The organism is Micromonospora sp. NPDC051925, assembly GCF_044548625.1.
Lineage (GTDB): Bacteria > Actinomycetota > Actinomycetes > Mycobacteriales > Micromonosporaceae > Micromonospora.
This window is the reverse complement of the sequence record NZ_JBIUCH010000012.1, coordinates 219,866-238,506: the sequence shown is the minus strand read 5'-3', so window position 1 is coordinate 238,506 and position 18,641 is coordinate 219,866. Positions and strand designations below refer to the sequence as shown.

The 18,641-nt window shown below is 72.9% G+C and carries 17 protein-coding genes; 7 read left to right on the top strand and 10 right to left on the bottom strand.

Features of this window, described 5'->3' with window-relative positions; translation table 11 throughout:
• Position 1: 1 nt before the first annotated feature.
• Positions 2-880, bottom strand: a complete 879-nt coding sequence (locus ACIG87_RS18650) for a hypothetical protein (RefSeq protein ID WP_396851802.1) — start codon at positions 878-880, stop codon at positions 2-4.
• A 144-nt stretch (positions 881-1,024) separates the two neighbouring features.
• Between ACIG87_RS18650 and metG the strand changes: the two genes are divergently transcribed.
• On the top strand, positions 1,025-2,827 hold the full coding sequence (gene metG, locus ACIG87_RS18645) for a methionine--tRNA ligase (RefSeq protein WP_396851800.1): 1,803 nt from the start codon (positions 1,025-1,027) through the stop codon (positions 2,825-2,827).
• Between the two features lie 244 nt (positions 2,828-3,071).
• Here the strand turns inward: metG and ACIG87_RS18640 are convergent, their stop codons facing one another.
• Positions 3,072-3,923 (bottom strand): alpha/beta fold hydrolase, encoded by an 852-nt coding sequence (locus ACIG87_RS18640; protein WP_396851798.1) that lies wholly within the window; start codon positions 3,921-3,923, stop codon positions 3,072-3,074.
• A gap of 65 nt (positions 3,924-3,988) precedes the next feature.
• A complete protein-coding gene (locus ACIG87_RS18635) occupies positions 3,989-5,233 on the bottom strand; it encodes a hypothetical protein (protein WP_396851796.1) in 1,245 nt (414 codons plus the stop codon).
• A gap of 277 nt (positions 5,234-5,510) precedes the next feature.
• On the opposite strand from ACIG87_RS18635, the gene ACIG87_RS18630 reads away from it, so the two are divergent.
• A complete protein-coding gene (locus ACIG87_RS18630; protein WP_396851795.1) occupies positions 5,511-6,410 on the top strand; it encodes a TatD family hydrolase in 900 nt (299 codons plus the stop codon).
• Positions 6,411-6,423: 13 nt separating this feature from the next.
• Here ACIG87_RS18630 and ACIG87_RS18625 read toward each other — a convergent pair whose 3' ends face one another.
• The 7 genes from ACIG87_RS18625 to ACIG87_RS18595 all read right to left on the bottom strand — a co-directional run bounded on the left by ACIG87_RS18625 (position 6,424) and on the right by ACIG87_RS18595 (position 14,222).
• Positions 6,424-7,458, bottom strand: a complete 1,035-nt coding sequence (locus ACIG87_RS18625) for an Lrp/AsnC family transcriptional regulator (RefSeq protein ID WP_396851793.1) — start codon at positions 7,456-7,458, stop codon at positions 6,424-6,426.
• Between the two features lie 11 nt (positions 7,459-7,469).
• Entirely contained in the window at positions 7,470-8,318 is an 849-nt protein-coding gene (locus ACIG87_RS18620) for an alpha/beta fold hydrolase (RefSeq protein WP_145917809.1), read from the bottom strand.
• 5 nt (positions 8,319-8,323) lie between these two features.
• Complete coding sequence (locus ACIG87_RS18615) at positions 8,324-9,487, bottom strand: M24 family metallopeptidase (RefSeq protein WP_396851791.1); 1,164 nt, start codon at positions 9,485-9,487, stop codon at positions 8,324-8,326.
• 7 nt (positions 9,488-9,494) lie between these two features.
• Entirely contained in the window at positions 9,495-10,379 is an 885-nt protein-coding gene (locus tag ACIG87_RS18610) for an ABC transporter permease (protein ID WP_396851790.1), read from the bottom strand.
• Positions 10,376-11,341 (bottom strand): ABC transporter permease, encoded by a 966-nt coding sequence (locus ACIG87_RS18605; RefSeq protein WP_396851788.1) that lies wholly within the window; start codon positions 11,339-11,341, stop codon positions 10,376-10,378. The genes ACIG87_RS18610 and ACIG87_RS18605 overlap by 4 nt, the downstream gene beginning before the upstream one ends.
• Positions 11,342-11,412: 71 nt before the next feature.
• Complete coding sequence (locus ACIG87_RS18600) at positions 11,413-13,014, bottom strand: ABC transporter substrate-binding protein (RefSeq protein WP_396851787.1); 1,602 nt, start codon at positions 13,012-13,014, stop codon at positions 11,413-11,415.
• The gene (locus ACIG87_RS18595) at positions 13,014-14,222 is read right to left on the bottom strand and encodes a dipeptidase (RefSeq protein WP_396851785.1); all 1,209 of its coding nucleotides are present in this window, start codon (positions 14,220-14,222) and stop codon (positions 13,014-13,016) included. Before ACIG87_RS18595 ends, ACIG87_RS18600 begins: the two co-directional genes overlap by 1 nt.
• 217 nt (positions 14,223-14,439) lie before the next feature.
• On the opposite strand from ACIG87_RS18595, the gene ACIG87_RS18590 reads away from it, so the two are divergent.
• Genes ACIG87_RS18590 through ACIG87_RS18570 form a run of 5 tightly spaced genes read left to right on the top strand, consistent with a single transcriptional unit; the run spans position 14,440 to position 18,511 of the window.
• Positions 14,440-15,483, top strand: coding sequence for an ABC transporter ATP-binding protein (locus tag ACIG87_RS18590; RefSeq protein ID WP_396851783.1), 1,044 nt, complete (start codon positions 14,440-14,442; stop codon positions 15,481-15,483).
• Positions 15,470-16,504 carry an ABC transporter ATP-binding protein gene (locus tag ACIG87_RS18585; protein ID WP_396851782.1) on the top strand — a complete coding sequence of 345 codons (1,035 nt, stop codon included), beginning with the start codon at positions 15,470-15,472 and terminating at the stop codon, positions 16,502-16,504. The genes ACIG87_RS18590 and ACIG87_RS18585 overlap by 14 nt, the downstream gene beginning before the upstream one ends.
• 34 nt (positions 16,505-16,538) lie before the next feature.
• Complete coding sequence (gene rsmA, locus ACIG87_RS18580; RefSeq protein ID WP_396851781.1) at positions 16,539-17,411, top strand: 16S rRNA (adenine(1518)-N(6)/adenine(1519)-N(6))-dimethyltransferase RsmA; 873 nt, start codon at positions 16,539-16,541, stop codon at positions 17,409-17,411.
• Between the two features lie 9 nt (positions 17,412-17,420).
• Positions 17,421-17,561, top strand: a complete 141-nt coding sequence (locus ACIG87_RS18575) for a hypothetical protein (RefSeq protein ID WP_396851780.1) — start codon at positions 17,421-17,423, stop codon at positions 17,559-17,561.
• Positions 17,558-18,511, top strand: a complete 954-nt coding sequence (locus ACIG87_RS18570; RefSeq protein WP_396851778.1) for a 4-(cytidine 5'-diphospho)-2-C-methyl-D-erythritol kinase — start codon at positions 17,558-17,560, stop codon at positions 18,509-18,511. The genes ACIG87_RS18575 and ACIG87_RS18570 overlap by 4 nt, the downstream gene beginning before the upstream one ends.
• Positions 18,512-18,641: the final 130 nt, after the last annotated feature.

The following is an 18,641-nucleotide window of genomic DNA, read 5'->3' as shown; positions in this document are numbered from 1 at the left end:
TTCACCAGGCGGCGACGAGGAAGCCCAGGGTGATCAGCATCGGCCCGAGGTAGCCACCGACGGTCGCCCAGCGGCGCTGTCGAGGGTCGGCCAGCAGGGTCGGCCCGGTCCACCGGGCGATCCCCGCCCCGCAGCCGGCCACCGCCAGCAGGCCGAGCAGCCAGCGCAGGTGCCGACCCGCCCCGGTGTCCACGTACGCGGTGTCCGCGCCCGGCCCGGTCACCCGGGCCGCCAGCACCGTGCCGGTGGCGTTTCGCTCGGCCGGCACCCCGCTGACCCGTACCCCGTGGGTCAGGAACCGGTCGTCGTCGGCGGCGAAGATGCCCCGGCAGCGCTGGGTGATCCCACCGCCCGAACAGTCGGTGATCATCACCGTCCCCGCCGTGGAGTGCCCGACGGCCAGCCAGAGCGGCCCCGCGCTCACCCAGGCGAAGAATGCCGCCACCAGGCTCAACGCCAGCAGTACGGCGAGCCCCTGCACCGGGTCCGGCGGATGGGCGACGCGGGCGGGTTGACGCCGCCGCGGTGACCGCAGCCGCTGCTTCGGCTCCTTGCGCAACGGTGTGCCGTCCCAGTGCACCTGTTCGATCGGCGCCCAGAAGAACGCGTCGTCGTCCTCCGGCGTGTCGCCGTCGCCGGTGCGGCGGGTGCGGTGGGTGCGCGGCTGGCGTACCGGAACCCGCTGCGGCACCGCGTCGACCGGCGCCCCGGTGGTCGGCTCGACCTCGACGGTCGCCGGCTCCCGGCCCGGCACCGGGCGAGGCTGGGGGGCGACCCCGCCCGCCCGCGCCCCCGGGGTCTCGGCGCTGTCCGCCGGCGACGTCCGGGCGCTGGGTGTCGGCTTGTCGTGCCCCGCTCGTCTGCCCGTCACGACAGTCATTGGACACCGGGTGGCGGTCGGTGTCCGTCAGCTGACTCCGCGTGTTGGTGGGCAATTGGGGCGAACACCCGATTCCCGCCAGCGCGGTGCGGTGCGCCCTATTGGTTCGCGGGCCCCCGGTGCGGGTCACTAGGCTTGCTGGTCATGAGTCACGTTCTCGCTGCGGTCGCCTGGCCCTACGCCAACGGTCCGCGCCACATCGGCCACGTGTCCGGCTTCGGCGTTCCCTCCGACGTCTTCGCCCGGTACATGCGGATGGCCGGCCACGACGTGCTCATGGTCTCCGGCACCGACGAGCACGGCACCCCGATCCAGGTGCAGGCCGACGCCGAGGGGGTCACCCCGCGCGAGCTGGCCGACCGGTACAACCGGGTGATCGCCGAGGACCTGCTGGCGCTCGGGTTGTCGTACGACCTGTTCACCCGGACCACCACCCGCAACCACTACGCGGTGGTGCAGGAGCTGTTCACCGGGCTGCACCGCAACGGCTACATCGTCCCGAAGGTCACCACCGGGGCGATCTCCCCGTCCACCGGGCGGACCCTGCCCGACCGCTACATCGAGGGCACCTGCCCGATCTGCGGTTACGACAGCGCCCGTGGCGACCAGTGCGACAACTGCGGCAACCAGCTCGACCCGATCGACCTGATCAACCCCAAGTCCAAGATCAACGGCGAGACGCCGGAGTTCGTGGAGACCGAGCACTTCTTCCTCGACCTGCCCGCCCTCGCCGACGCGCTGCGCCAGTGGCTGGACACCCGCGAGGGCTGGCGGCCCAACGTGCTGCGCTTCTCCCGCAACCTGCTCGACGACCTCCAGCCCCGGGCCATCACCCGGGACCTGGAATGGGGTGTGCCGATCCCGCTCGAAGGCTGGCAGGACCGGGGCGACAAGCGGATCTACGTCTGGTTCGACGCGGTCATCGGCTACCTGTCCGCGTCCATCGAGTGGGCCCGGCGCACCGGCGACCCGCAGGCGTGGCGGAAGTGGTGGTCGGCCGACGGGGAGGGCAAGGACTCCCCGAGCCACTACTTCATGGGCAAGGACAACATCGTCTTCCACTCGGTGATCTGGCCGGCGCTGCTCGGCGGCTACTCCGGGGCGGGGACGCACGACGGCCAGCCCGGCGAGCTGGGCCGGCTCAACCTCCCCACCGAGGTGGTCTCCAGCGAGTACCTGACCATGGAGGGGCGCAAGTTCTCCTCGTCCCGCAAGGTCGTCATCTACGTCCGCGACTTCCTGGCCCGGTACGACGCCGACGCGCTGCGCTACTTCATCGCCGTCGCCGGGCCGGAGAGCAACGACACCGACTTCACCTGGGCCGAGTTCCTCCGCCGCAACAACGACGAGCTGGTCGCCGGCTGGGGCAACCTGGTCAACCGGTCGATCTCCATGGCGGCGAAGAACTTCGGGGCGATCCCGCCGGTCGACCCGGCCGGGCTCACCGAGGCCGACGAGGCGCTGCTCGCGGTGGCCCGCGCCGGCTTCGCCACGGTCGGCGACCTGATCGGCCGGCACCGGCAGAAGCAGGCCATCGGCGAGGCGATGAAGGTCGTCGCCGAGGCCAACCGCTACCTGTCCGAGCAGGCCCCGTGGAAGCTCAAGGCCGAGGCCGACAAGCCCCGGATGGGCACCATCCTGCACGTCGCCCTCCAGGTGATCAGCGACGCCAACACGCTGCTCACCCCGTTCCTGCCGCACGCCGCGCAGCAGATCCACGAACTGCTCGGCGGCACCGGCGTGCACGCCCCGATGCCGGTGCTCGAGGAGGTCGACGACCTCGACGGCGGGCCGGGCTACCCGGTGCTCACCGGCGACTACACGGTCGGCGCACGCTGGGAGTCCGTGCCGTTGGAGGCCGGCCTGCCGCTCGCCGCGCCGAAGCCGGTCTTCCGCAAGCTCGACCCGTCGATCGTCGACGAGGAGCTGGCCAGGCTGGAGAGCTGACCGGCCCGGCCCACCGGCCCGCGCAGCGCGCCCGACCCGGCCCGCCGCCGACCCGGCCTGACCCGGCTCACCGCCGACCCGGCCTGACCCGGCTCACCGCCGATCCGACCCGATCCGGCTCACCGTCGACCCGGCCTGACCGGGGGCGGCCTGCCGGCCGCGCGTTCGGCTTCGGCGGCGTCGGCAACCCGCCACGACGGACGCGGCCCCGGGGGGAATTCCCCGGGGCCGCGTCGGCCGTACGTCAGGCGCGGGCCATCGCCGGTGCGCCGATGAACTCCATGAGCGCCTTGTTCACCTCGGTCGGGTGCGTCCACGGAATGCCGTGCGGCGCACCCTTCAGGGTGACCAGCTTGCCGTTGGGCAGCATCGGGGCCAGCCGCTGACCCGTCTTCGGGTACGGCAGCACGTTGTCCTTGTCGCCCTGGATGATCAGCACCGGGACGTCGATGTTCGGCACGTCGGCCCGGAAGTCGGTCTGCCAGGCGTCCACCGAGTCGTGGGTGCCCTTCGCCGACGCCTGCGCGCCGATCTGCCAGTGCGCCCGGAACGCCTCCTCGCTGACCCACTTGCCCTTGTTCTCGCTGTAGTTGAAGAACGCATCGCAGAACTGGGTCAGGTAGGCGAACCGGTCCGCGATGATCGCCTGCTGGAACCCGTCGAAGAGGCTCTTCTCGACGCCCTCCGGGTTGTCCTTCGTCTGCAACAGGTACGGCGCGAGCGGCGCCATCAGCACCGCCCGGTCCACCCGGTCCGACCCGTACGCGCCGAGGTAGCGGGTCACCTCGCCGGTGCCCATCGAGTGGCCCACCAGGATCGCGTTGCGCAGGTCCAACTCGTTCATCAGCACGTCAAGGTCGGCGGCGAAGGTGTCGTAGTCGTACCCCATCGCCGGCTGCGCGGAACTGCCGTAACCACGCCGGTCGTAGGTGATTACCCGGTACCCGGCCGCGAGCAGCGGACCCGACATCTTCTCCCAGGTCGCCCCGTTGAACGGGAAGCCGTGGATCAGCACGATCGGCTGACCCTGGCCGTGGTCCTCGTAGTACAGGTCGATGGGGGCGGAGTTCTCCGTACCCACGGTGATGAAGGGCATGCTCGTCTCCTGATCCGTCGGTGTCGGACGCCCGCGCTTTCCCCGGCCGGCCACCGTTATGCCCTTCAGAGCGCGTACGGCAGGTCCACCACCTGGTCGTCGGTCACCTCGGCGGTCGGGGCCCACGTCTCGTACACGCCCCGTTCGTGGCACTGCGCCCCGGTGTCGAGCACCGAGTCCGGATCGGGCCGGCGCAGCCGCAACCGCAACCAGTCCCCCTCCTCGCGGAGCACCAGGCACGCCACGCCACGCCACCGCGCGTACCGCAGCCGCCGGGCCACCGACTCCACCGGATAGCGGGCCGCCCGGGTCATCGCCAGCACCCGGAACTCGCCCGGCAGATCCGCCACCGCCTCGTACTCGCCGCCCGCGTACCCGCCGACGAGCTGGGTGGAGCGCGGCACCTCACCGGTCGGCACGTACTCCTGATCGGGAGAGAGCCCCGGCACCGCGGCCAGCAGGTGCCGCCACTGCGGCCCCACCATCCGCAACCAGCCCCGCTGCTCCGCCTGGTAGCTGTAGAGCACCACCTCGGCACCCTCGGCGGTGTACGCCAGCAGGCTGGCGTTGGCGGGCATCGGCAGGTCGGCGAAGTCCCGGGTGACGAACTCGGGGATCAGCTGCGCCGAACTCGGCACGAACCCGGTGCCCAGCACCGGCGGGCCGAGCCGGTCCCGGGGCGGCAGCCCCAGCAGGCCGCGGTGCGCCGCGCCGACCGGGACGTCGTAGTCACCGGGGTCGGCGGCCCGCCAGCGCAGCGCATACCCGATGTCGGTGCCGTCGCCGCTGGTGCCGTCGCCGCGCAGCACCGCCAGGGCATTCGGCGTCCGCAGGTGGGCCACGTCGTGCTCGCGGTAGCAGAAGCCGTGCGGCAGCCAACCCCGCACGTACCCGGCGAGCTGCCGGGCGGAGAGCACCTTGACCATCCGGGTGCCCCGCCGGAGCACCGCCGAGCCGCGTACCGCAGCCAGCGTCGGATCGCCGGCCGCCGTCGGCTGCTGGCTGAGCTGATGCACGTACGACCAGCCCCGGTCGCGGTGCAGCGGCATCAGCAGCGACGCCTCCGGCTCCTCGACCGGATCACCGCCACCTGACACCTCGGTGACCTCGGTCACGTGCACGAACCGCCGCCACGGCCAGGCCGAGCCCGGCCGGGGCGCCCACTCGAAACCGGGCGCCGCCTCGGCGCTGAACAGCTCGTAGGCCGCCCCCCGGGCCAACTCCTCCGCCGGGTGGACCACCCCGCCGTACGTCACGCGCAACCCGGTCCGCTCGGAGGCGGTGCCGCTGGCCCGGTCGGTGACGCTCATCCCCGCGACGCTAAGCCGGCCAGGTGCCGACCCGGTGAACAGCCGGTGGCCGCCCGGGAACACCCCCGGACGCGGCACGGCCCGCCGAGCCGACGGCACGGCCCGCCGGACCGACCCGGGGCGTGCCACCCGGCGACCCGGACCGGTCCGGGCGTGCCGTCGAGCGAACCCGGACCGGTCCTGGCTGTGCCGTCCGGCGAATGCGGACCGGTCCCGGTGTGCCGTCCGGCGACGCGGACCGGTCCGGGTCGGCGCGGTCGGTGCTGCCGGGTGTGTGATGCTGACCGCGATGACCGAACCGACCGCCTCCCGCAAGCAGCGTGCCGCCCGCCGGGCCGGTGAGTTCCCGCCCGCCCCGCCGCCGCTGCCCCGTCCCGTGCTGGACAGCCACACCCACCTCGACATCACCGTCAGCGAGGCCGGGGTGCCCGGCGGCGGCGACGCCGCCGACCCGGTGGCCGCCGCGATCGAGCTGGCCGCCACCGTGGGTGTCGACCGGCTGGTGCAGGTCGGGGTGGACGTCGACTCGTCCCGCTGGGGCGCCGACGTCGCCGACCGGTACCCGGCGGTGCTCGCCACCGTGGCGCTGCACCCCAACGAGGCCCCCCGGCTGGCCGACCTGGACGCCGCGCTGCGCGGGATCGAGGCGCTCGCGGCCCGGGACCGGGTCCGGGGCGTCGGCGAGACCGGGATGGACTTCTTTCGCACCGGGGACGACGGCCGGGCCGCCCAGGAGGAGAGCTTCCGGGCGCACATCGCCATCGCCAAGCGGTACGGCAAGGCCCTGGTCATCCACGACCGGGACGCCCACGCCGACGTGCTGCGCATCCTCGACGACGAGGGCACCCCGGACACGGTGGTGCTGCACTGCTTCTCCGGCGACGCCGACTTCGCCCGCGAGTGCGTCCGCCGGGGGTACCTGCTCAGCTTCGCCGGCACGGTCACCTTCGGCAGCGCCGCCGGGCTACGCGAGGCCGCCGCGCTCACCCCGATCGACCAGCTTCTCGTCGAGACCGACGCGCCGTACCTGACCCCGATGCCGCACCGGGGCCGGCCCAACGCGTCGTACCTGATCCCGCTGACGGTGCGGTCGCTGGCCGAGACCACCGGTGCCGACCTCGACGCGCTCTGCGCGGCCATCTCCGCCACCGGGGACCGGGTCTTCGGCCCCTGGTGACGGGGGAGCGGCGTCAGCCGCGGCGGGCCCGGGGGGTGCGGGGGGCCGGGGCGGCGGGGCGCTGTTCCGGGGCCGTGCCCAGCCGGCGGGCCGCCCACGGGGTGACCACGAAGCCCCGCTTCACGGTGAGCAACTGCACCCCGGCGGTCCACGCCTGGATGCCGTCGATCCCGGCCAGCGTCTTGGTGGTGAACTCGAAGACGTCGGCGTGGGTGGGCAGGATGACCTCGCACATCAGCGACTCCTGCCCGAGGGTGGCCGCCACGTAACGCACCCCGCGCAGCGCGGCCAGTTCCCGGGCCACCCCGTCGAGCCGGGCCGGCGCCACCGACAGCCAGAACAGGATCTCCGCCTCGAAGCCGAGCGCCGCCGCCGGCACCAGCGTGATCACCTGTACGCAGCCGGCCTGGTGGAGCGCCTCGAACCGGCGGCGGACGGTGCTCTCGCTGACCCCGAGCCCACCGGCGACGGCCTGGAAGCTGGCCCGACCGTCGGCCTGGAGGGCGGCGACGATCCGCTCGTCCACCTCGTCCAGGTGGTTGGCCGAGCAGTTGTGCACCGGGGGCGGGCCGGCGAGCTGGCCGGCCTCGCCGAGCAGGTGCTGACTCCACTCGTGGCTGGCCTTGTAGGTGTGCAGCTCCAGGTCGGCCACGCTGCCCTGCACCCCCTCGATGGCCTGTAGGCCGCTGAGCAGCACGCTGTGCATGCTGGTGCCCTTCGGCACCAGCACCTCGGCGACCAGGTCGTACACGCCGGTGACCAGGGCGACGAAGCGGACCTCGGGCATCGCGGCGAGCGCCTGCGCGGCGGGCAGCTGACTCCCCGGCGAGCAGCGGAGCCGGACGATCAGCAGATCGCCGGGGCCGCCGCCGCCCGGCTGGGGCACGGCGGCGACCTTGACCAGCTCGTCGGCGAGCAGATGCTGGGCCCGGCGGGCCACAGTGGTCACCGAGGTGCCGGTGAGCTGGGCGATGTCCGTCCAACTCGCCCGGCCGTCTACCTGGAGCGCCGCCACGATCCGGCGGTCGGTGGAATCGAGGTCATACATCTCGATCGGCATCATGCCGTAGTGGCCGGCAACTCGGCCAGGAAGGCGCGGACCACCGCCTGGAACTTCTCCGCCTCCTCCACCTGCGGCGAGTGTCCGGAGTGCTCGAAGATCTCCAGCCGGGCCTGCGGGATCAGCGCCGCGATGGTCTCGCTGCACGCCACCGGCGTGATCCAGTCGTGCCGGCCCACGGTGACCAGGGTCGGGCAGGTGATCCGGGGCAGCAGCGGCGTGATGTCGTACTGCGGCTGGTTGACGGAGAAGGCGAAGTTGTGCGTGGCGTACCGGTAGGGGGTGGTCTCGACCCGCTGCCGGACCTTCGCCCAGTCCAGGTCGTGGTCGTAGAGCGGGAGGATCTCCGCCCAGCAGTCCCGCAGGTCGGCGTCGTCGCGCACGGTCCCGGACATGATCCGGTCCAGCTTCGCCCGGTCGATCTCCACCCGGGACGAGGCGAGCGCGTTGCGCAGCGCCAGCTCCTGGTTGGCGTTGTCGGCGGCGGTGTCCCGCAGCACCAGGCCGGCGACCCGGTCCGGGTAGCGGATCGCGTACTCCATGGCGATGAAGCCGCCGTACGAGCCGCCGGCCATCACGATCCGCTCCGCGCCGGCCCAGGCCCGCAACCCGTCCACGTCGGCCGCCCACTGCTCGTGGGTGAACGGCGGGTTCCCCTCGCTCGCCCCGGAGCCGCGGGCGTCGAACACCACCACCCGGTACGTGTCGGCGAACGCCGCGAACGAGGCGCGCGGTTCGGCCTTCGAGCCCAACCCGGGTGCGCCGTGATGCACGATCATGGTCGGCTTGCCGGGCGCGTCGCCGAGCACCTCGACGTCCAGCCGGTTGTCGTTGATCTCCACGAACATGTCAGTCAGGCTCCGATCACGATGTCGTCGAGCTCCCGGGGGTAGCCGGTCAGCCGGCGCGGTCCGGCCGCGGTGACCAGCACGGTGTCCGAGATCCGGTAGCCGGCGTGGCCGGGCACGTACAGGCCGGGTTCGCTGGAGAGCACCATTCCCGGCTCCAGCACGGTCTCGTCGCCGTCGGCGACCCAGGGCGGCTCGTGGAAGCCGAGCCCGATCCCGTGCCCCTGCCGGTGCCGCAGGAACCGGGCCAGCCCGGCCCGGCGGATCACGTCCAGGCAGGTCCGGTTGGCGTCGACGCAGCGGACGCCGGGGCGCAGCGCCTCGGTGCCGGTCTCCTGCGCCTCGCGGACCACCTGGTAGTACCGCCGCTGCTCGGCGGTGGGCTCGCCGAGCAGGAAGGTCCGTTCGCTCTCCACGAACCGGCCCCCCACCGCGCAGCCCAGCGAAAGCATGAACGGCTCGCCCCGGCGCAGCCGGTCCCCGGTGGGCAGCCGGTGCGGCTGGGCCGAGTTCGCCCCGCCGTAGACCAGCCCGCCGGTGAGCATCGGCACCACCACGACGTCGTCGTGCTCGGCGTACATCATGGTGGTGCCGAACCGGGTGACGTGCCCGGCGAGTTCGGTCTCGGTGGGCAGGTCGTCCGGGCCGGTGGCGGCGGCGACCAGCCGGGCACCCTCGGCGAGCATCGCGTCGGCGATCCGGGCCGCCTCGGTGTGCAGCGTGATCTCCTCCGGCGTCTTGCGCAGCCGCAGCCGCCCCACCAGGTCGCTGGTCACCGGCTCGACGCCGGGGAACGCGGCGGCGAGCGCGGCCACCCGACCGGTCGAGGTGGACGGCGCGTGCCCGACCCGCCGGACGGCACCGGTCACGGCGTCGGCCAGCACCGTGAACGGGCCGCGTTCGCCGGGGAACTCGGGGTAGACCACCAGCCGGGCGGCGGCCCGCTGGTCGAGCGCGTACTCCCGTTCCAGGTCCGGCACCAGCAGCAGCACCTCGCCGTCGCGGGGCACCCAGGCGGCCACCGGCCGCTCGTTGGGGAAGTGCGCGAACCCGGTCAGGTACGCGACGTCCAGCGGGTCGTCCAGCAGCAGCGCGTCCAGTCCGGCCCGGTCCAGGGCGACGCGGACCCGGTCGTGCAGGGCGGGGTAGAAGGTCGGTGGCAGTCGCACCGGGTGGTCACCTCGTCCGGGGGTTGCGGGCGTCGTTGTACGCCACGGCGAGCAGGGTGGTGGCCACCACCAGCAGCAGGATGGCCAGGGAGGGGAAGAGCGTGGTCCACCACGCGGTGGCCAGCGACCCGGAGCGCTGCGCCTGGTGCAGGATCGTGCCCCAGGACCAGCTGTTCGGGTCGCCCAGACCGAGGAAGGAGAGGCCGGCCTCGGAGAGCACCGCGCGGGAGGTGGTCAGCACCACCGACACCGCGATGACCGGGGCCACCCCGGGCAGGATGTGCTTCCGGATGATCCACAGGTGCGAGCCGCCGATCACCCGGGCCGCCGACACGTACGGCATCGGCACCACGGCCAGGCCCTGCGAGCGGACCACCCGGGCCACCTCGGGCCAGCTGAACAGGGCGATCACCACCACCAGGGTCGGCACGCTCGGCCCGGCCAGCGCCGCGACCAGGATCATCAACGGCAGCACCGGCAGGGACAGCGACAGGTCGACGACCATGCCCAGGACGGCGTCGGCCCACCGGAAGTAGGCGGCGGCCACCCCGACCACGACGCCGATCACGATGGCCAGCACGCTGGCCGCCAGCCCGACCACGATGCTGACCCGGGTGCCCCAGACCACCTGGGCGAAGACGTCCCGGCCCAGGTCGTCGGTGCCGAACCAGTGCGCGGCGCTCGGCCCGACGAGCACGTCCTCGCCGTACCCGCTGGGGTAGTCGGCGATCAGCCCGGCGGCGACGGCGACCACCATCAGCACCAGCAGGACGGCGGCGCTGGCGAGGCCGAGCGGGTTGCGCCGGAACGCCTGCCAGGTCTGCTGGGCCACCGACTCGGGTGGCGGCAGGGCGGTGGCCGGTTCGGTGACGGGAGCCAGTGGAGTGGTCATGTGGTCCGTACCCTCGGGTCGAGCAGCCCGTACGCGATGTCGGTGAGCAGGTTCGCCACGATCACGGCGAAGGCGAGCATCAGGAAGGCGCCCTGGAGCACCGGGAAGTCGAGCTGCCCGACGGCCTCGAAGATGCTCCGTCCGACACCCGGGTAGGCGTAGATGGACTCGGTGAGCACCGCGCCGCCGACCAGGAAGCCGAGTTGCAGGCCGATCAGGGTGGTGGTGGGCAGCAGCGCGTTGCGCAGGGCGTGCCGCCAGACCACCGTCCGGTTCGGCAGCCCCTTGGCGCGGGCCAGCGCGCAGTAGTCCTCGCCGAGCGCGTCGATGAGGGTGCTGCGCAGGGTGAGCACGTACGAGCCGAGTTGCACCAGCACCAGCGACAGGCAGGGCAGGATCAGGTGCCGGCCGATGCTCAGGTAGGCCGCGAAGCCGGTCACGTCGTCGTCGATCGCCCCGCCGATCGGCAGCAGCCCGAACTGCACCCCGAACAGGTAGAGCAGGAACACCCCGATGCTCGGGACGAACAGCGACTGGCCGGTGATCCCGCCGACCTGGATGAGCCGGTCCACCGGCCCCTTGGCCCGGGTGGCGGCGAGCACGCCGAGCGGGATGCCGAGCGCGACGGTCACCACGAGCGCCGACCCGGCCAGCAGCAGCGTCCACGGCAGCCGTTCGAGCAGGATGTCCAGCACCGGCTGGTTCTGCCGGAACGACATCCCCAGGTTGCCCTGCGCGAGCTGGGTCAGGAACTCCCAGTACTGCACGCCCAGCGGTTGGTCGAGGCCGTAGTCGTTGAGCAGCTTGGCGCGCAGTTCCTCGGTCATCCCGGGGTCGGCGATGGCCAGCGCCGGGTCGCCGGGCAGGAGTCGGAGCAGGAAGAACGTCACGGTCACCGCGAACCACATGGTGAGCAGGCCGCGCAGCAGGCGGCGCAGGATGAAGCTGGTACCGGCGGGCACGGTGCCTCCTTCGCAGGTCGTGCCGGTGCCCGCCGGGCCGGGGTGCGGCCGGCCCGGCGGGCGTCTGGGGGTCAGTCCCCGGTGGCCTGCGCCAGGGACTGCGGGTTGACGATGGAGAGCAGCTCACTCGGCTGGACGAGGAAGTTCGACCACTTCGCGGAGTGCGCGAAGGTGAACTCCTCGACGTAGAGCACGTTGTCGTACACCTGGTCCGAGATGATCTTCGCGGCGGCCTGGATCGAGGTCTTCTGCGACGGCTGGTCGAGGTGGCTGCGGGACTCGTCGATCAGCTTGTCGAGCTGCGGGTCACAGGCGTTGGCGTAGTTGATGAACCCCTCGCATTTGAAGGCCAGGGTGAGGTTGGCCGGCGGGTTCTCCATGATCGCCCAGGAGCCGGCGTAGATGTCGAAGTCCCGCTCCTTGGTCTTGGCCAGGTAGGTGTTGCGCTCCAGCCCCTCCAGCTTGATCTCGATGCCGGCCTCCTTGGCGGAGTCCCGCACGAGCTGCGCCCACTTGGCGATGTTCGGGTCGGCCTGGTCGTAGATCATCCGCAGGCTCAGCCCGTCGAACAGGCCGTCGCCGTTGCCGTCGGCGTAACCCGCCCCGGTGAGCAGGGACTTGGCCCGCGCCGGGTCGTGGGTGTACTCCTTGGCCGACGGGTCCTGCCACTGCTTGAGCGTCGGGGTGAGCACCGAGGAGTTCGACGACACCGCCGAGCCCTGGAGGGCGACCCGGCGGATCGCCTCGTAGTCCACCGCCGCGGCGAGGGCCTGCCGGACCTCCAGCTTGTCCAGCGGCTTGCGGGCCAGGTTGTACTGCATGTGCGCCCAGCCCAGCGACGGCACCTTGACCAGCTTCAGCTTGTCGTCGTTCTCCAGAGTCTTGGCCAGCGCCGGGGGCAGCGCGTTGGCGATCAGGTCGATCTCGCCGTTGCGCAGCGCCAGGGCCTCGGTGTTGACGTCCGGGAAGACCCGGAAGACCACCTCGGCGGTCTTCGGCCCGCCGTCGACCAGCGGGTAGTTCGCCACCTTCTTGAGCACGTACCGCTGACCCCGCTCCACGGTGGTGAGTTGGTACGGGCCGGCGGAGACCCAGTCGGCGTCGTTGGCGAACTCGGCGACCTTGCCCACCTTGCCGAAGACGTGCGCGGGCACCACCGGCATCCAGAAGCCGACGTTCTCCAGGAACGTGCCGTCGGGCTGGGACAGGGTGAACTCCACCTCGGTGGGGGAGACCGCGGTCGCCTTCTGGAACGCCGGGATCAGGCCGGCGACCACGCCGATCTTCTCCTTGGCCACCGCCTCGATGGTGAAGACCACGTCGTCGGCGGTGACCTTCTTCCCGTCGGTCCAGGTGAAGTCGTCGCGCAGGGTCACCTTCGCGCTCCTGCCGTCCGGGGCGTACTCCCACTTGGTGGCGAGGTACGGCGTCCGGACGCCGTCGAGGCCCATGCCCATCAGGCGCGGGTACATCAGGTTGGTGACCCAGGTGTCGGTCCGGCTGTTGCCGACCAGCGGGTTGTAGTTGACCACGTCGGCCGTGGTGCCGACGACGATCCGGTCGGCCCCGCCGGACCCACCGGAATCGGGGCTGCTGGGCGAACACGCGGTCGCCGCCAGCCCTATCGAGAGCAGCCCCACCGCCGTGGCGAGGGCGCGCAGTGTGCCACGCATCAGTGCCAGACCTCCTCAAGAACGCGCAGGATGTTGCCCCCCAGGACCTTGCCGATCTCGTCGTCCGAGTAGTCGTGGCTGACCAGCCAGGAGACGATGTTCCAGTAGCACTCGGCCGGGTTCTCCAGCCCGTCGACGTAGGGCACCCGGGGGTGGTCGACGTGGCCGTGCACCTCGGCGATGGACAGGTGGGCGGCGAAGGTGTCGTGCAGCCCGACGTGGTCACCGAAGAGGGTGTCCGGGCCGAACGCCACGTGGTCGATGCCGACCAGGTCCACGCAGTGGACGAAGTGGTCCATCACCGAGTCGAGCGAGTGCCGGGGGTGGGCGGCGGAGAGGGTGGTGTGCGGTGCCGCCTCCAGGCCGATCACGCCGCCCCGGTCGGCGCAGGCCACGATCACCTCGTCCGGCTTCATCCGGTTGGTCGGCCAGACCGTGCGGGAACCGGCGTGGGTGATGAAGATCGGCTTGCTGGAGTGGGTGATCACGTCGAGTGACGTGCGGTCCCCGGAGTGCGAGACGTCGATGGCGATGCCCAGCTTGTTCATCCGCCGGACCGCCTTCTCGCCGAAGTAGGTCAGCCCGCCGTCGGTGCGCTCCTTGAGCCCGCCGCCCAGGGTGTTCGCCTCGCTGTAGGCGATGCCCATCTGCCGGACGCCGAAGCCGTACAGCATGTCCAGCCGGTCCAGCTCGTTCTCGATCATGGTGGCCGCCTCGGTGGCGAGCACCAGGCCCATCCGGCCGGTCTCGTGCGCGTACCGGATGTCGGCCAGCCGCTCCACCCGGATCAGGAAGTCCTGGTGCGCCAGGTCGGACAGGCGCATCCCCAGGTCGGCGATGACGTCCGTCCACTTCCAACCCATCTGGCTGGTCACGCAGCAGGTGCCGTCCATCAGGTTGTCGAAGACGGCGGTCATGCCGGAGCGGGCCAGCCCGGCGTAGCCGGTGTGGTGGCGGGCGGTGCGGTTGTAGTCGACGGTTTCCCGAATGTCCTCGGGGAAGACCGACGGGTGGTCGTGCAGGGAGATCACGATCTCGTCGGTGAGCAGCCGGACGACCCGGGCGCGCTGGGCCTCCGTCAGCGTCACCCCCTGGTACGCGGGCACCCGGCCGAGTTCGGGCGACAGCTTGAACTCTCGGTAGTCGGTGCCGGCCTCCAGGTAGCCGTAGGAGGTGTACCCGGTGTAGCGCGGCGCGGAGTTGAGCACGCGGCCTCTCCCTTCGTGTGGTGGTCCGGCCCGGGGGGAATGGTGGGAGATTCCGTCGTCCGGTCTTGGTCTGGGTGCCGATTCTCGGCGCTGTGAGACGGAAGATTGCCAGGATTAGGCGCGACGTGTCAATATCCTGAGCAACTCCGGCGCCGATCGCCGGATCGGTGCCAGAAGTCGTTACGCCCGGAAATCTGCCGGAAACCAGGGGGCCACAGTGGCTCGACGATCAACACAGCCAGTAGCCGGTCCCGCGCCGGCCACCGTCCCGACCGACGCCGCGCTGCGGGTCCGCGGGCTGGACGTCACCTTCACCACCCGCCGCGGCGACGTGCCCGCCGTCCGCGGGGTCGACCTGGACATCGCGGCCGGCGAGGTGCTCGTCCTGCTCGGCGAGTCCGGCTCCGGCAAGTCGGTCACCGCCCGGGCGGTGATGGGCCTGCTCGACTCCGGCGGGGTCCGGGTCGACGCCGGGGAGATCCGGGTCGCCGGCCACGACGTCGCCACCGGCGACCCGGACCACGTCCGGTCCCTGCGCGGCAGCACCATGGCCCTGGTCTTCCAGGACGCGCTCTCCGCCCTCAACCCGGTGCTCTCCATCGGCGACCAGCTCGGCGAGGTGTTCCGGCTGCATCGGGGCGCGTCCCGGCGGGCCGCCCGCGCCGAGGCGGTGGAACTGCTCCGGCTGGTCGGCATCCCGGCCCCACAGCGCCGGGTCCGCGACTTCCCGCACCAGTTCTCCGGCGGGATGCGGCAGCGAATCCTGATCGCGATGGCCGTCGCCCTCGGCCCCCGGCTGCTGATCGCCGACGAACCCACCACCGCCCTCGACGTGACCGTGCAGGCGCAGATCCTCGACCTCATCGACCGGCTCCGCCGGGAACTCGGCATGGGCGTCCTGCTCATCACCCACGACCTCGGCGTCGCCGCCGAACTCGCCGACCGGGTCGCCGTCATGTACGCCGGCCGGATCGTGGAGACCGGCACCGTCACCGAGACGCTCGACGCGCCGGCCCACCCGTATACCGCCGCCCTGCTGCGCTCCGTCCCCGACCTGGCCGACCCCGGCGAACCGCTGCGGCCCATCCCCGGCAGCCCACCCAACCTGCTGGCGCTGCCCACCGGATGCGCGTTCCACCCCCGCTGCCTCCGGGCGGACGACCGGTGCCGCGCGGACCGGCCACCCCGCCGGGCCCTCGCCCGCCCCGGCCGGACCACCGCCTGCCACCACGCCGAGGAGGACGTCGATGCCACCGTCTGAGTCACCCACCGCGACCCGCCCACCGGTCCCGACCGGCGAGCCGCTGCTGGTCGCCACCGGCCTGCGCAAGACCTACCGGGCCGGTCGCGGCACCGGCCGGTCCGCCCGGGTGCACGCCGTCGACGGGGTCGACCTGAGCGTCGCCGCCGGGGAGACCCTCGGCGTGGTCGGCGAGTCCGGATGCGGCAAGTCCACCCTGGCCCGGATGCTGGTCGGGCTGGAACGCCCCGACGCCGGCACGGTCCGCTACGCCGGCTCGGACGTCGCCACCGCCCGCGGCACCCGCCGCCGCGACCTGCGCCGCGCCGTGCAGATGGTCTTTCAGGACCCCCTGACCTCGCTGAACCCCCGACTGCCGGTGCTCGACCTGGTGGCCGAACCGCTCGACGTGCACCGGCTGGCCCGGGGTGCCGCCGCCCGCCGGGACCGGGTCGCCGAGCTGCTGGAACTGGTCGGCCTGGCCCCGGAGATGATGCACCGCTTCCCGCACGAGTTCTCCGGCGGGCAACGTCAGCGCATCGGCATCGCCCGCGCCCTGGCCACCGAACCCCGGGTGGTGGTCTGCGACGAACCGGTCTCCGCGCTCGACGTGTCGGTGCAGGCCCAGGTGGTCAACCTCCTCGCCGAACTCCAACGACGGCTCGGGCTGACCCTGGTCTTCATCGCCCACGACCTCGGCGTGGTGCGGCACGTGTCACACCGGGTGGCGGTGATGTACCTGGGCCGGCTGGCCGAGATCGGCCCCGCCGCCGCCGTCTACCAGCAGCCCGCGCACCCCTACAGCCGGGCCCTGCTCGGCTCGGTGCCGGTGCGGCACCCGTCCCAGCGCGGCCGGCAACGGGTCACCCTGGCCGGCGACCCGCCCAGCCCGGTCGACCCACCCGCCGGCTGCCGCTTCCACACCCGCTGCCCGATCGTCCACGACCTCTGCCGGACCGGCGAACCACCGCTGCTGGCCGGGCCCGGCGGCAGCATCGCCGCCTGCCACTTCGCCGCCGAGGCGAAACCACCGGTCGGCTGAGCGGGTGCGCGGGCGGCCCGTACCCTGTCGGGTTATGGCCGCAGACCTGCTCGGCCCGGCGGAGATCCGGGAACTCGCCGCGCGTCTGGGCGTCAACCCGACCAAGAAGCTCGGCCAGAACTTCGTGCACGACCCGAACACCGTCCGCCGGATCGTCACCGCCGCCGGTCTCACCCCCGACGACGTGGCGCTGGAGGTCGGCCCCGGCCTCGGCTCGCTCACCCTGGCCCTGCTGCCGGCCGCCGCGCACCTGCACGCGGTGGAGATCGACCCGGTGCTGGCCGGCGCGTTGCCGCAGACCGTCGCCGGGCACGCCGGCCCGGACGCCGGCCGGCTCACCGTGCACCGGGCCGACGCGCTGCGGATCACCGCCGCCGAGCTGGCCGACCCGCCGCCCACCGCGCTGGTGGCGAACCTGCCCTACAACGTCGCCGTGCCGGTGGTGCTGCACCTGCTCGCCGAGCTGCCCACCCTGCGGCACGGACTGGTGATGGTGCAGAAGGAGGTCGCCGACCGGCTGGTCGCCGGCCCCGGCTCCAAGGTGTACGGCATCCCGTCGGTCAAGCTCGCCTGGTACGCCCGGTCCCGGGCCGCCGGCCGGGTGCCACCGAACGTGTTCTGGCCGGTGCCGAACGTCGACTCCGGCCTGGTCGCCTTCACCCGCCGCGAACCACCCCGGGACGACGTCCCCCGATCGGCCGTCTTCGCCGTGGTCGACGCCGCGTTCGCCCAGCGGAGGAAGACGTTGCGGGCCGCGCTGGCGGGCTGGGCGGGTGGCCCGGACCGGGCCGCCGCGGCGCTCACCGCCGCCGGGGTCGACCCCGGCGCACGCGGGGAGTCACTCACCGTGGAGCAGTTCGCCGCGATCGCCGCGTCGGCTCCGACCGCCGCGTCCGGCGCACAGTAGGCTGACGCCGTGCCTGCCGAGGGTACGCCGCACCTGCGCGCGTACGACCTGGTTGCCGGCCGGTTCGGGCCGGCCGCCGACTCCGCCGAGGAGCTGATCGTGGAGATGCCGTTCGACATCCGCCTGTGCCGGTGGGACGTCACCCGGTGACCGAGGCCTGGCGACCGGACGACGATGACGACCAGCGCCGGGGCAGCAGCGGCCCGGTCCGGGTCCGGGTTCCCGCGAAGGTCAACCTGCACCTCGGGGTGGGCCCGCTGCGCCGGGACGGCTACCACGAGCTGAACACCGTCTACCACGCGATCTCGATCTACGACGAGCTGACCGCCCGACGCGGTGACACGCTCACCCTGACCATGGAGGGTGAGGGCACCGGCGAGCTGGCCCTGGACGACTCCAACCTGGCGATCCGGGCCGCCCACGCCCTCGCCGGGTACGCCGGTGTCCTGCCGCACGTCCGGCTGCACCTGCGCAAGCAGATCCCGCTCGCGGGCGGGTTGGCCGGGGGCAGCGCCGACGCCGCCGCCGCGCTGGTCGCCTGCGACGCCCTGTGGGGCACCGGGCTGTCCCGCGACGAGTTGGCCGGGATCGCCGCCGACCTCGGCTCCGACGTGCCGTTCCTGATCCACGGCGGCACCGCGCTGGGCACCGGCCGGGGCGAGGCGGTCAGCCCGGTGCTGGCCCGCCCCACCTCCTGGCACTGGGTGGTGGCCGTCGCCGACGGGGGGCTGTCCACCCCCGCCGCCTACCGGGAGCTGGACCGGCTGCGCGACGCCGGCACCGCCGGTGCGCCGTTGGGCAGCACCGACGGCCTGCTCGGCGCGCTGCGCCAACGGGACCCCCGGGTGCTGGCCGGCTGCCTCGGCAACGACCTCCAGGACGCCGCGCTGTCGATGCGCCCGGCCCTGGCCGACACGCTGAAGGCGGGGGAGGCGGCCGGTGCGCTCACCGGCATCGTCTCCGGCTCCGGCCCGACCTGTGTCTTCCTGGCCCGTGACGCCGTCGACGCGGAGCGGATCGCCGCCGAGCTGGCCGGCACCGGGGTGTGCCGGGAGGCCCGGGTGGCCCACGGCCCGGTCCCCGGCGCCCGCGTCGCCTGACCTTCCGCCCCGACCCGGTCCGCCCCACCCCGTGGGAGATCCACTCCGTAGGGGCAATGGTGCGGTGTCCCGCCTCGGGCGATACCGCCACACCGCCCCGCGAAGGTCGGTCAACACGGCGGTCGGCCCC